The sequence below is a fragment of the Bradyrhizobium sp. STM 3566 genome, assembly GCF_045571445.1.
Lineage (GTDB): Bacteria > Pseudomonadota > Alphaproteobacteria > Rhizobiales > Xanthobacteraceae > Bradyrhizobium > Bradyrhizobium vignae.
The window spans coordinates 1,432,081-1,446,124 of record NZ_CP120692.1; the positions used below are offsets into that span (position 1 = coordinate 1,432,081).

The window sequence follows — 14,044 nt, forward strand, 5'->3', positions numbered from 1 at the left end:
ATGACCGCCGCTATCCAGGCGCGGCCTGCGGCCATCCGCTGGGTGGTCCGCGGCCTTTCGATTCTCGCCTGCATCGCGCTGTGGCAGGTCGCGTCCGCGACGCATCTCAATCTCGGGATCGTCACCTTCCGCAACGTGCCGCCGCCGCTCGAGGTCGTGCAATCCGCACTCGCTTTGTTTCGGTCGCCGAAACTGGTGCCCCATATCACCAGCAGCCTCTGGCGCGTGTTCGCAGGTTACGGAGCGGCGGTGGTGCTCGGTGTGATCTTCGGTTTCGCGATCGGCCGGTCGCGCGCCACGACCGACCTCTTGCTGCCGCCGCTCGAATTGCTGCGGCCGATTCCGGCGGTGGCGTGGATTCCGCTGTCGATCCTGATCTTCCCGTCGTCCGAACTGTCGATGATCTACATCACCTTCATCGGCGCCTTGTTTCCGATCGTGCTGAACACCGTCCATGGCGTTGCGAATGTCGACCGTCGGCTTCTCGCCTCCGCCCGCAGCCTCGGTGCGGGGGAGCTCGCGATCCTGCGAGAGGTCGTGCTGCCGGACGCCGCGCCCAGCATCGTCACGGGCCTTGCGATCGGTATGGGTACCTCGTGGTTCTGTCTCGTCACCGCGGAGATGATCTCGGGTCAGTTCGGCATCGGCTACTACACCTGGGAAGCCTACACGCTCCAGAACTACGCCGACATCATCGTCGGTATGCTGGTCATCGGCCTGCTCGGCATGGGCTCCAGCTGGCTGCTGACGACCGCCGGCCGGCTTCTGATGCCCTGGCGCAGCCCGAAGGTGGCGCGATGAACATCCGGGTGGCGGATATCGGCACCAAGAGCGTCGGTCGCATCGACATCGCCGGCGTCTCGATTGCGCTCGGCTTCGGCGCCGAGGCAATCGAGGCCGTGAGCGGCCTCGATTTCTCCATTGCGCCGGGCGAGTTCGTCTGCATTCTCGGTCCCTCCGGCTGCGGCAAGTCCACGCTGCTCGGCGCGCTGGCCGGGCATCTGCCGGTCACGGCGGGGCAGCTGACCGTCGACGGGCAGCCGATCCAGGGGCCGAGCCCGGACCGGGGTATGGTGTTCCAGCAGCACACGCTGTTTCCCTGGAAGCGGGTGCGCGACAATGTCGCCTTCGGCCCGAAGATGCGTGGCCTTTCGAAGAAGGAACGCGACCGTGCCGCCGACGCCATCATCAAGCTGGTCGGCCTTTCCGGCTTCGAGACGTTTTACCCTGCGCAATTGTCGGGCGGCATGCAGCAACGCGTCGAGATCGCGCGGGTCCTGATCAACCAGCCGCGGGTGCTGCTGATGGACGAACCCTTCAGCGCGCTCGATGCGCAGACGCGCGGCATGATGCAGGCGGTGCTGCTCGACATCTGGAGCAAAATCCCGACGACCACGGTCTTCGTCACCCACGACATCGACGAGGCCCTCTTCCTCGCCGATCGCATCGTCGTGATGAGCGCAAGACCCGGCCGTGTCATCGAGGACGTCGTCCTGACCTTCGCACGGCCGCGCAGCCACGATCTCGTGACCGAACCCGAGTTCGTGCGGCTGAAGCGGCATGTCATGCAGCTGCTGCGCCGGCCGGAAGGCTCCGAGCCGCTGGCGCGACTGAGCCCGCTCGGCGTGCGGTCCTAAAGCGCGATGAGATTTGGATGAATCGTCATCGCGCTTTAGCTTGTTGTTTGCGCATGATCTTTCCGGAAAACCGCTTCGCACTTTTCCGGATCATGCTTTAGAGCATCCCGCTCGCAGCGAGCGCCTTGCAAACGTGCTGCATCTCGGCTTCGTCCGCTACCATGTCGAGCATAACAGTGGTCAGGCCCTTCGCCGCAAATTCCTTCAGCTTTGCACCGATCTCCTCGTAGCTGCCGACGAGATAGGGGCAGTCGGCCTGGAAGGTGAGGAACGGCAGCAGCCAATAGCCGTTATCGTGAAGCTCACCACTTTGCTCCTCGTAGAGCCGCCGCTTCCACACGGAATCGCTGCTCTCCACGGTGAGCGCGAGCAGTTCGCGATCATCGACACTGTCGCGAAAGCGCGCCCTTGCCGCCTGTCGTGCCTCCTCGCGTCCCGCGCGCGCGAAAATGCCGAAGTTCATCCCAGCCGCGTCGAGGCCGCGATCGAGATCGGGCGGCAGCATCTGCATCTTGATGCAGCCGGTCTCCTTGGCCACGCGCTGCGCCGCGTCCGACTGGCCGGCGATCAAGAATTCCGGCATAAGCTCCGCGGGCAGGCGCGGGCGAAGTTGCAGATTGCGGGCGCGATAGAATTGCCCATCGAAATTCACCGGCCGCGGGCTTGCCAGCAACTGGCGCATCAGCGCGACGAATTCACCGAGCCGAACGTAGCGATCGGCATGCGACTGGTCGTCGCCGAGGCCCTGCAGGTCGCTGACCGCCGTCCCCGTGATCATGTTGAGATAGACCTTGCGGCGGTAGAGCTGTGCGAAGGACGAGACGAATTTCGCCGCCGTGAACGGGTGCATGTAGACCGGATTGACGGCGATCAACGGCGAAGATCGCGTCGTCTCTGCCATGATGTGCTGGGCCATCGCCCAGGGTTCGACGAACACGTCGTTGCCTTCGAACAGCAGGATGCCTTCGAAGCCGTTGCGGCCGGCGAACTGCGCCACCCGCATCAGCTCGCCGACATGGGTCTTGGGATCGCGGTTGCGTGAAATCGCGGCAAAGACGCGCAGCCGCGACGGCGTCATTCGGCCGTTTCCTGGAGCGGCCAGGCATGGCGGCTGATGGGAAGGCCGCCATCAGCACGGGAGCCATCGGCGATCGCGAGGCGGTGCGAGGGCGATGGCGAGCACAGCGAGAAGCGCCAGCCGTCCGGATCGTCGGCAATGCCGGGCTTGAAGCTGATCTCGATGGCCTCGCGCGACACCTGCATCGCGAAGGCATCGAGCGGCAAATTGAGCCCGAAGCCTCTGGCCTTCAGATAGGCCTCCTTGAGCGTCCAATAGTCGAAGAAGCGCTCGATCGCCGCCGGCTCCGGCAGTCCGAGCAGCGTTTCGACCTCCTCCGGTGCAAAGAAGCGATGCGCGGTAGAAAGCGGCGCGACACGCCGCGACACGGTTTCGACGTCGATCCCGACGGCCTCATGCCGCGACACCACGCAGGCGACGCAGCCGTCGGCATGTGACAGGCTGAAATGCAGCGCTGTCGAGGTGACGGGCGCTGCGACGAAGGGGCGCCCATAACGGCCCGCGCCAAACGACCAGTCGGAGGGCGCGACGTTGGAGGCGACCTGCGACAGCGCCAGGCGCAGCATGGCATGCGCGAAGATGTATTGCCGCCGATGCCGCTCGAACATGAAGCGATCGGCCCGGGCCCGTTCGTCGATCGAGAGCAGGCGTCGGCACGCCTCGACTGCGCCCGGCGCGTCAATGGTCTCGATCAGCCCGACAAAGAGTTCGATTCTGTCGTCTGCCATCAATTGGGCCCATGGCGTCAGGCGAGGTCAAGGCCCCGGTCCTGACGGAAGAGTCAGCTGAGCAAGAATCCACGAAGAGGACCTTTCCTAACGGCCCACCCAGGCGAATTCTTGTCGATTTGCAGACCGGTTTACAGGCGCAAGCTTGTCCGAGACCCCAACTCGATAAGCGAGCGGCCCAATTTGAAAACCGGAGGCCGAAAAATGAAGCCTGAAGATTCGTGCGGCGTCCCTGCCGACTAGTCTTACTTTTTCTTCTTCTTGGCCTTCTTCGCCGCGCCCAGCATCGAAAGGCTGGCGTCGACGTCCTTCAGCGCGGACTGGAGCCTCTTCTTCTCTTCAGTCAGCAACTTCTGCAGGGCCTTGCGATCCTTGTCGCTCAGCGAGGTGCCCTTGGTAAATTTGATGAAACCCATAAACACTCCCCCGGTTGAAAATAATCGTCCAAATCAAAACGCGGGAATAATCTTGCGCGGTGACGCCAAATAATCAAGACGCAACTTGATCATTCGCAGCTTTGGCGCGTGAATCCGTACTCGTCCGGATGTAACGCGCTTAAGGCCGCCCTGCGCGCGAGTAACCGGCCGAGCGGCGCATTGGGTTGGGCGACCGCCGCCGTCAGCAGCGCGACGAGATCCTCCATCCACTCGCCGACCATTCGGCCCTCGAGCAACTCGCGCTTGTAATTGCACGAGCCTGTGATGCCGGTCGGGCGCTCCTTGAGCATCAGCGACAGCCAGGTCTGGTCGATCGGCAGCACCGGCTGGCCCTCGCGCGCGACGTTGCCGATCGATGCTGTCGCGAGATCCGGAAGATCGAGCGGCTGGCGCAGCGGATTCTGCAGCGTGAAATAGACCTGGAGCAGCGAGGCCGGATCGATCCCCTCGCGCTCCAGATGATCGGCCAGGATATTGAACGGCAGCTCCTGCCGCGCATGCGCGTCGAGCACGCTCTGGCGAATCCGCGCCAAGGCCTGCGCGAACGACAGATCCGGCGTGATCGTCGTGCGGACGATCACCGTGTTCTCGAACGGGCCGATGATTCGGTCGGTGTCCGGCTGGGCACGATTGGCCATGGCGGTCGCGACCACGATGTCGGTGCGGCCGGTCCGGGCCAGCAGCAGGGCCTTGAGACCTGTGAGCAGGCACATGAACAGCGTGCAATTGTGCCGGCCGGCGAACGCCGTGAGCCGGCCGATCAGCTCACGCTCGAGGTTGATCGGATGGTGCCCTGTGGATGGGCCCGGCCTTGATTCGCGGTCAAAAAGGAGACCCGCTCCGCGTAAATTCTCCGTCCAGTCGGCAGCCTGGCGGCGTGCGGCGTCGGTGTCGCACCACCAGCGCTGCCAGCGTGCGACGGCCGAAAAGGCCGGCGGGGGGCTCTTTAGCGGCACCGACGGATATCCGGCCAGCGCCGCATAGCGGCTCGACAATTCCTCGAACAGCACGCCGATGGACCAGCCGTCGACAACGGCGTGATGCAGCGTCAGCAGCAGCACGTGATCGTCGTCGTGGAGCCGCAACAAGCGGGCGCGCAACAGCGGCGCACGCGTGATGTCGATCGGGACGTAGGTCTCCCGCTGGATCAGGAGATTGATCTTCCTGAGCTCCAGGGCCTTGCGCCGCTTGTTGTTATGAGGATGACCGTCGCCGATCGTCTCGACCGTCACGATTCGGCCGAGGGTGCGCAGCGCGGCGATGCGGCTTTCGGGCGCCTCGCCCTTCCAGCCGAACGCCGTCCGCAGCGATTCGTGCCGGCGCACGACGTCATCGATCGCCTGCGCCAGGGCGGCCGGATCGAGCGGGCCCTGGAGACGGAAGGCGAAGGGCAGGTTGAACAGGGGTAGCCCCGGCAGATTCCGCTCGATCCGCAGCATCTGGTCCTGCGCGATGGAAAGAACGGGAGGCCCGCTTGCAGCTAATCGCGGCACGCTTGCGGCAGGCTTGTGCGGCTTCGCCGCCACGGCCTCGTCGACCCGCCGAGCCAACTCTTCGATCGTCGGCGCCTCGAAGATGGTCTTGATCGGCAGCGACGCGCCGAGCGCGCGGGCAATGCGCGCCATCGCCTGGCCAGCCAGCAGCGAATGGCCACCGAGGTCGAAGAAATTGTCGGTGACACCGAGGTCTTCGACCTTCAGCAAGTCGATCCAGATGTCGGAGAGCACCTTTTCGGTGAAGCGCCGCGCCGCCACGGGCAAGTCCGGCCCGGACGTTTCCGGCTGAGCGGGCGCCAGCAGCGCGGAGCGGTCGATTTTTCCATGGGCGTTGAGCGGCACCCGATCCAGGAACAGGAAGGCGGACGGGATGGCGTGGGCCGGCAGCCTGCCTTTCAGGAACTCGCGCAGCTCGCTGGCGCTGCTCCGGCTACCGGGCTCGGCGACGATATGGGCGATCAGCCTGATATCGCCGCTCGCCTCCCGGCGCGGCTCGACGATGCCGGCGCGCACGTTTGGATGCTCGGCCAGCGCGTTCTCGATCTCCTTGAGCTCGATACGGTAGCCGCGGACCTTGACCTGATGGTCGGCGCGGCCGAGGCATTCGATCGTCCCGTCGGCGCGGCGGCGGGCAAGATCACCCGTCCGGTAGAGCCGGCCGCCGGCCTGGCGCGCGAACGGATCCGGCAGAAAGCGCTGCCGGCTTTGCGCGGGGTCATTGACGTAGCCGCGGCCGACTCCGGCGCCGCCGATGCAGAGCTCGCCGGTCACGCCGATCGGTTGCGGCTGAAGGCTTGCGTCGAGCACGTAGAGCTGGGTGTTCGGCAGCGGCGCGCCGATCGGAACGTTGGTCGCCGCGATCGCCGGCGCCTTGGTCAGGCGATGCAGGGAGACGTCGTCGGAGCATTCCGATGCACCATAGGCATTGATCAGCGGCACTCTCGGACAGCGCGCGAACCAGGCGCGGCAGAGATCAACGGGCAACGGCTCTCCGGTCGAGATCAGCAGCCGCAACCTTGCGAAGGCGCGCTGCACCTGCACCTCGTCCATGCGATCGAGAATGATGCGCAGCAGCGAAGGCACGATCTCGAGCACCGTGATGCCCTCGCGCTCGATCTCCCGCGCCAGCAGGATCGCGTCCTGCACGATCGCGTTGCCGCAGACATGGACGCGCGCGCCCACCATGGGCCCGGCGAGGAACTGCCAGACCGAGATGACGAAGCTCTGCGGTGCGGTCTGCGCGATCACGTCCCTGGCGGAGAGGCCGAGCTCGGAGATGAGTGAGGCCAGATGGTTCGACAGGCCGTGCTGCTCGACCATGACGCCCTTCGGCGCACCGGAGGAGCCGGACGTATAGACGAGATAGGCGAGGCTGGAGGCGGCGCGCCGCAGCGTGCGCGCCGGCTTGCTTGTCCCTGGTGCGATCACGTCTTCGAGCTCGGCCACCTGGATGCGCTCGACCAGCGGCTCGAGCAGGGTCTCGACCATGGCGGACTGGGCCCGCCGCGTCAGCAGCACGCGGGCGCAGCTCGATCCGAGGATCGTCGTGAGCCTTGCCGGCGGCTGGTCAGGATCGAGATTGAGGAACGCCGCGCCGACGCGCTGCACTGCGATCATTGCGGCCAGCAGGTCGGGCCCGCGCTCCGCGAGCAAGGCGACGACGCTCTCGGCGCCGACCCCCTCGCGGGCGAGCCAGCGTGCGGCCGCCTGGCTGCGGCGCGCGAGTTCGCGATAGCTCACCGACGCGCGGCCGTCCGACACCGCAACGGCGTTCGGTGTCTTCTTCGCCTGGCGGTCGAAGCATTCGCTCAAATTGCCGCGTGTGGTGAAATTGACCGGCATGCCCCGGCCTTTCGCCAGCAGCCGACGGCGTTCGGCCTCGGTCAGGAGCGGCAGGCGCGAGATCCGCTGCTCCGGATTGGCGACGACGGCTTTGAGCAGGGTCTTGAACTGGGCGGCCATGCCTTCGATCGTCGCGGTGTCGAACAGATCGGTGGCGTATTCGAAGAAGCCGGCGAAACGGCCGTCGGCCTCGACCAGCTCGAGCGTGATGTCGAAACGCGCCACCTTCGGGTCCACCTCCAGCCGCCGGGTCGACAGCCCCCGGAAGCGTGCCGCCTCGATCGAGGCGTTCTGGAGGATGAACATGATCCGGAACAGCGGATTGCCGTCGCTCCTCCGTGCGATCTGCAGCGCGCGCAGCACCTCCTCGATCGGGAGGTCCTGGTTGCGGTAGGCGTCCAGCGTGACCTGCCGCACCCGCCGCAATATCTCGCCGAAGCTCGGATCGCCGCTAAAATCGTTGCGCAGGACCAGAGTGTTGGCGAACAGCCCGATCAGGCGCTCGCTCTCGATCTGGTTGCGGTTGGCGATCAGCGAGCCGGTGGCGACATCCTCATGCGAGGTATGGCGGAACAACAGGCACTGGAAGACGGCGAGCAGCGCCATGAACGGCGTGACGCCCTGGTTCTGGCTCAGCGCGCGCAGCTGGCTCGACAGCGTTTTGGAGAATTCGAGATAGTGGCGCGCGCCGTGACCGCTCCAGACCTGCGGCCGTGGTCGGTCCGTCCGTAGCGGTAGCGTGGTGACGCCGTCGAGCTGCGCCCTCCAATACTCGAGCTGCTCCTTCGCCGCCGGCGTCCGCGCCCAGCTCTGCTGCCAGAGCGCGAAGTCGCGATACTGGAAGGCAGGCGCAGATAGTGCGGCGGGGTGCTTCTTGCGCGCCGCTGCGTAATGGATGGCGAGCTCTTCCCAGAACAGCCGCTGTGACCAGCCGTCGGTGACGAGGTGATGGACATTGACCACCAGCGCATGGCTGTTCTTGTCGAACGACAGCAGTGCGAGTTTCAGCGGTGGCTCGCGGGCAAGGTCGAACGGATGTTGCGCGAGCTTGAAGGCCTCGCGCCGAACAATTGCGGGCCGCTTCTCTGCAGGGCAGGGCTTCAGCTTGATGCGCTCGACCCGCGGCGGTGATGACAGCACAAGCTGTACCGGCTCGCCCTGGCGTTCGACGAAGACCGAGCGCAGCGCCTCATGGCGCGAGCAGACCGCAGCGAGGCTCGCAGAAAGCGCGGCGACGTCGACCGCGCCGTCGAGGAGTGCGACTTCGACGACATTGTAATTGTAGCGGGTCGGGTCGAGCCGCGAGAGCAGATACATCCGCTGCTGCTGGAACGACAGCGGCGCATCCGGATCCTCGTCGTGGCGCCAGGCGGGCAGCGCCGTCGCGCGCCGGCTTGCGGCGGTCTCGATCCGGTTCGCAAGCGCCGTGACCGTGGAGCAATCGAAGATGTCCTCGAACGAGAAGTCGACATGGTAGCGTTCGCGCAGGCGCGAGCGCATCTGAGTCACCGCGAGCGAGTCCGCACCGAGCGCGAAGACGTCCTGGTCGACGCCGACCTGCGGCAGCTCCAGGAGGCCGGCCCAGATCTCCGCGAGCTGCGTCTCCAGCGCGTTGCGCGGCAGTCGCGTCTCGCCGGCATCCGCCGTCTCCGCGATCAAGCCGGCTAGCGCATTGCGCTTGACCTTGCCGCTGGCACCTTTCGGCAGTGCCGGCACGCTGCGGATCAGGCTGGGTATCTTGTAGGCGGCAAGCCGTTTTCGTGCGAACTGGCGCAACTGGTCGGAGGTTGCCTCGGAATTCGGCCGCAACACCACGACGGCGGCGACGTTCTCGCCGAGCTTTTCGTGTGGAACGGCGAACACCCCGGCCTCCAGCACCGCGGGATGGCTGAGCAGGACCTCTTCCACCTCCAGCGGCGAGATCTTCTGACCGCCGCGGTTGATGACGTCCTTGATGCGGCCGACGATGAAGAGATAGCCATCGGCATCGAGATAACCGAGATCGCCGGTCCGGAACCAGCCGTTGCGGAACGCCGCCTGCGTCGCCGCATCGTCATTGTAGTAGCCGCGGCTCATGTTCGGACCGCGCAGCATGATCTCGCCGTGCGCGCCGCTCGCGAGCGTGCGGCCCCTCTCGTCCATGATCGCGATCTCCGGGCCGGCGGCGCGGCCGACCGATCCGACCTTGCGCAGCTCGAACGGGTTGGCCGCGATCTGCGAGGCAGCTTCCGTCATTCCGTAGGTCTCGAGTACGGGAACGCCGAACGTCGCCTCCAGCCCTTGGAGAATCGGAGGCGCGAGGGAGGCCGAGGCCGAGCGGATCACGCGCAGCGACGACGGTCGGGCGCGGTCCGGGTTCGCTTCCGCCGCGGTCAAGAGGGCGCGGTGAATGGTCGGCACCGCCGTGTACCAGGTCGGCTGCAGCTCCCGCATCCAGCCAAAGAAGGAGGATGCGTCGAAACCGTCGGTGCAGATCACGCTGGAGCCCGCGGCCAGCGCCGTGAGGAGACCGGAAATCAGGCCATGGGCATGAAACAAAGGGAGGACGTTGAGCAGGCGATCATGCGACGTGAGCGACAGCACATGGCCGGCATTGTAAGCGGACAGGCAGACATTGCGATGGGTCAGCGGCACCATCTTCGGCCGCGCCGCCGTGCCCGACGTCAACAGGATGAACGCATCGTCGTCGCCGCGCGCGGCACCGCTGGCATTCGCCGGCCCGATCGTCGGCGCGATGAACGCGCAGCCACCGAGATCGTCGATCGGCCCCGCCACGAAATCGATCACGGCGATATCGAGCGCCCTGGCGACGTCGCGGCTCGCAGAGTTCATGTCGGCCCGGGTCACGAGCGCCGTCAATTTCAATTCGCTGAAATAGCGCTGCAGCTCGTCCGCGGTCAGGTCGGGATTGACCGGGACGCAGGCGCAGGTCGAGGCGACCGCGATCAACGCCAGTGCACTGTCGGCGCCGCGCGGCAGTGCAACCGCGATGCGGCCTGCGGGGCCGATGCCGAGCTCACGCAAGCTACGGACCAGTTGCCGGACTGATCCGTCCAGCGCGCCATAGCTGAGGACCGGCCGGCCGGGGGCGAGGAGTGCGGGCGCCGCCGGTGTCTTGCGGGCGTAAAATTCGAGAAGGCCGCTGATATGCGCGAATATCTGCGTTTCGGCCGTCGTACCGGCTGATCCTTCTTCCGCTCCGGATGCAATGTCCGACAACGCCATTCCCTTTTGATCCGATTAGGCTATTCTTCCAACAAGCTAGGGAACGCGTCCAGTCCGAGGTGAAGTTTGGGTCCAAAATCTGTGGTTGAGGGACCCTGAAGCCCTTCGACGGAGTGATGGTCGGGCAGAATCACCATGCTGGAGAATGAGCCGGACACGGGATCGGAAAGCGGGCTGAAGCGCTGGCTCGAGGGTATCGGCCTCGGGCACTACACCGATCTTTTCGCGCAGCACCGTCTCGATCTCGACGTCATGCGGGACCTGACCGAATCCGATCTGGTCGAGCTTGGATTGCCGCTCGGCGATCGCAAGCGGCTCCAGCGGGCGATGGCGGCGCTGTTTCATGCGGAAACGGCGAAGGCGCCAACCGCGGCGGTCCGTCCGCAAACACGCGCGGAGGTCGGTGCCGAACGCCGCCAGCTCACCACCATGTTCTGCGACATGGTGGATTCCACCTCGCTTTCCGCGCAGTTCGATCCGGAAGACGTCCGCGACATGATCGCGGGCTTTCGCGAAACCTGCGTCCGTGTGGTCAAACATTACGAGGGCTTTGCGGCCCGTTTCGTCGGCGACGGTATCCTGGTCTATTTCGGCTATCCGACCGCACATGAGGACGATGCTGAGCGTGCGGTGCGCGCCGGGCTCGAGATCGTGCGGGCGCTGTCGACGGCTCGCGCGGTCGAGCCGCGGGGCGCGCTCAGCCATTCACCCGCTGTCCGCATCGGGATTGCGACCGGCCTCGTCGTGGTCGGCGACCTCGTCGGGCAGGGCACCGAGGAGCGCGACTCCGCGGTCGGCGAAACCGTCAATCTCGCGGCGCGGCTGCAAGCACTGGCGCCGCCCAATGGCGTCGTGATCTCCGCCTCGACGCAGTCGCTGCTGAAGGGGAAATTCGACTACCGCAATCTCGGTATCCATGCGCTCAAGGGCATCTCGGAGAAGGCGCAGGCCTGGCACGTGGTGCGCGCCACGCGGGTGGAGACCCGCTTCGCCGCCGCGATGGGCGCGCGGCTGACGCCGCTCGTCAACCGCGAGGAGGAGATTGCGCTGTTGATGGGCCGCTGGCAGCAGGCCAAGGACGGCGACGGCCAGGTCGTCGTCAAGTTCGGCGAGCCCGGCATCGGCAAGTCGCGCATCATCCAGGAAATCTTCGAGCGGATATCAGGCGACCGGCATGCGCAGGTCTCGTTCCAGTGCTCGCCCTACTACACCTCGACCGCATTCTATCCGTTCGTCGAGCAGCTCAAATTCTCCCTCGGCCTCGACCGCGAGGACGCTTCCGCGCTGTCGCTGGCGAGCCTGGAGAACGCGATCGCCGCCGCGCATGGCGACATCGAGCAGGTCGCGCCGCTGTTTGCCGCGCTGCTGTCTATACCGACCGGAGACCGGTATCCACCGCTCGACCTATCGCCGCAGCAGCAGAAGGATGCGACCGTCGCGGCGCTGGTGAACCATTTCCTCGGTCTCGCGCGCGAGATGCCGCTGGTGATCGCGTTCGAGGATCTGCACTGGATCGACCCGACCTCCCGCGAGGTGATCGACCTCCTGGTCGATCGGGTGCAGAACCGGGCGATCCTGGTCATCATCACCGCGCGCTCGGAATTCCAGCCGAGCTGGAATGCGCATTCGCACATCACCACCCTGGTCCTGAATCGCCTCAGCCGGCAGCTCCGCACGACGCTGGTCGAGCGTGTTGCGGGACGCGAACTGCCCAAGGAGGTCGTCGAGGAGATCATCGTCAAGACCGACGGCGTCCCGCTCTTCCTGGAAGAGCTGACCAAGACGGTTCTCGAATCCAACCTCCTGACCGAGCGGCACGGGCGCTATGTGTTGTCGGGACAGTGGCGGCAGCTCGCAATTCCGGCGACCCTGACTGATTCGCTGATGGCGCGGCTCGACCGGATGGGACCGTTCAAGCGGATCGCGCAGATCGGCGCCACGATCGGCCGCGAATTTTCCTATGAAACCCTGCACGCCGTCGCCAATACGCCGGCCGAGCAGATCGAGGCGGCGCTCAATCATCTGGAGGAGGCGGGACTGATCATGCGCCGCGGCCATCCGCCGGACGCGATCTACTCCTTCAAGCACGTGATGATCCAGAACGCCGCGCATGCGAGCCTGCTGCACAGCGAGCGGCGCAAGCTGCATTCCCGCATCGCCCAGGTGCTCGCCGAGATGTATCCGGAGAAGACCGAACGCGAACCGGAGCTGCTCGCCTATCACCTGACCGAATCCGGCCAGAGCGAGGGCGCCGCCAGCTTTTGGCTCAAGGCCGGCAAACAGGCGGCCAAGAGTGGCGCCAATCTGGAGGCGATCGGCCATCTGCGCCGCGGCCTCAGCGTCGTTCAGGCCAACGCGCGCATGCAGGGCGCGGACGAGATGGAGCTCGAGCTGCGGATCGCGCTCGGCAACGCGCTGATTGCCGCCAAAGGCTATGCGGTGCAGGAAGTCGAGGAAAACTACATCCGTGCGCTCGAGTTGGGTCGGCAGCTCGAGGACGACGAAAAGGCCTTTGCTGCGACCCGCGGGCTCTGGGTGTGCCATTTCATCCGTGCCGATCTCACGCGCGCGCACGATCTCAGCGTCGAGCTGATGAAGTTCGCCAAGCGCGCGCGGCTGAACGAGCGAGCGCAGCCGGCACAGCAGACCGGCTATTTGATCGAGGCTCACCGCGCGATCGCGATGACCATGCTCTATCGCGGCCGCTTCGCCGCCTCGCAGCATCATCTGCATCGCTGCATCAATCTCTACAGCCCCGATCTGCATTCCGATCTGATCGAGCGGCACGGCACCGATCCCGGCGTCGTTTCGCTGTCCTATCTCGGCTACCTCCTGTGGTTCCTCGGCCGGCCCGACGCGGCGCGCCAGCACAGCGAGCAGGCGATCGCGAATGCGGAGAAGATCCGTCACCCCTTCACCCTCGCCTTCGCACTCGTATTCGGCGCGTATCTTTGCCAGCATTTGCGCGACGTCGAGGGCACGCGCGACCATGCCAACCGCGCCATGATCATTGCTACCGAGCACAATTTCCTGCACTGGAAGCAGCAGGCGGCGATCCTGCGCGGCTGGGCGCTGACGCAGCTTGGCGAGGCCGACGAAGGTCTCAGCCAGATGCGCTTCGGCCTCGACGAATACGAGGCGATGGATTCCTGGCTCGCCGGATGCTGGTTCCGCTGTCTGCTGGCGGAGGCCTATGCCAAGATCGGGATGCGCGATGCCGCCTTGCGCGCGCTCGATGGTGCGCTCGCGACGGCGAAACGGACCGGCGATCACTCCTACCTTGCCGAGGTCTATCGCCTGCAAGGCGAGATCACGCTGTCGGCTCACGACCCGGCCTCGGTACAGGAGGCCGAGGACCTGTTCGGCCTGTCGTTGGAGATCGCACGCAAGCAGGGTGCGCTGTCCTGGGAGCTTCGCACCGCCGTCAGTCTCGCGCGCCTGTCGCATGAAGCCGGCAAACGCGAGCACGCAAGTCTCCTGCTGGTGCCGATCGTGAACAAGTTCAGCGAGGGCTTTTACACCCCGGACCTGAAGAAGGCGATGCAGCTCGTCAACGAGCTCGGGGCGGGCGCGCCCATTCGCGAGCAGGCCGATCTGTGAC

General features: G+C 65.7%; 7 protein-coding genes. 3 read left to right on the forward strand and 4 right to left on the reverse strand.

The features are described 5' to 3' along the window. Both P6U27_RS06865 and P6U27_RS06870 read left to right on the forward strand, forming a co-directional pair. Positions 1 to 801, forward strand: a complete 801-nt coding sequence (locus P6U27_RS06865; protein ID WP_174221550.1) for an ABC transporter permease — start codon at positions 1 to 3, stop codon at positions 799 to 801. Beyond that, positions 798 to 1,637 carry an ABC transporter ATP-binding protein gene (locus tag P6U27_RS06870; protein ID WP_122401217.1) on the forward strand — a complete coding sequence of 280 codons (840 nt, stop codon included), beginning with the start codon at positions 798 to 800 and terminating at the stop codon, positions 1,635 to 1,637. The genes P6U27_RS06865 and P6U27_RS06870 overlap by 4 nt, the downstream gene beginning before the upstream one ends. Positions 1,638 to 1,734: 97 nt before the next feature. Here the strand turns inward: P6U27_RS06870 and P6U27_RS06875 are convergent, their stop codons facing one another. The 4 genes from P6U27_RS06875 to P6U27_RS06890 form a co-directional block, all read right to left on the reverse strand. Further along, the gene (locus P6U27_RS06875) at positions 1,735 to 2,715 is read right to left on the reverse strand and encodes an LLM class flavin-dependent oxidoreductase (RefSeq protein WP_122401218.1); all 981 of its coding nucleotides are present in this window, start codon (positions 2,713 to 2,715) and stop codon (positions 1,735 to 1,737) included. Further along, positions 2,712 to 3,443, reverse strand: a complete 732-nt coding sequence (locus P6U27_RS06880) for a 4'-phosphopantetheinyl transferase superfamily protein (protein ID WP_122401219.1) — start codon at positions 3,441 to 3,443, stop codon at positions 2,712 to 2,714. Before P6U27_RS06880 ends, P6U27_RS06875 begins: the two co-directional genes overlap by 4 nt. 245 nt (positions 3,444 to 3,688) lie before the next feature. After that, positions 3,689 to 3,859: a hypothetical protein gene (locus tag P6U27_RS06885; protein ID WP_164937211.1), complete on the reverse strand. Its 171-nt coding sequence runs from the start codon at positions 3,857 to 3,859 to the stop codon at positions 3,689 to 3,691. Between the two features lie 89 nt (positions 3,860 to 3,948). Further along, positions 3,949 to 10,443, reverse strand: coding sequence for an amino acid adenylation domain-containing protein (locus tag P6U27_RS06890; RefSeq protein WP_407193755.1), 6,495 nt, complete (start codon positions 10,441 to 10,443; stop codon positions 3,949 to 3,951). 135 nt (positions 10,444 to 10,578) lie between these two features. On the opposite strand from P6U27_RS06890, the gene P6U27_RS06895 reads away from it, so the two are divergent. Continuing rightward, on the forward strand, positions 10,579 to 14,043 hold the full coding sequence (locus P6U27_RS06895) for an AAA family ATPase (RefSeq protein ID WP_122401221.1): 3,465 nt from the start codon (positions 10,579 to 10,581) through the stop codon (positions 14,041 to 14,043). Position 14,044: the final 1 nt, after the last annotated feature.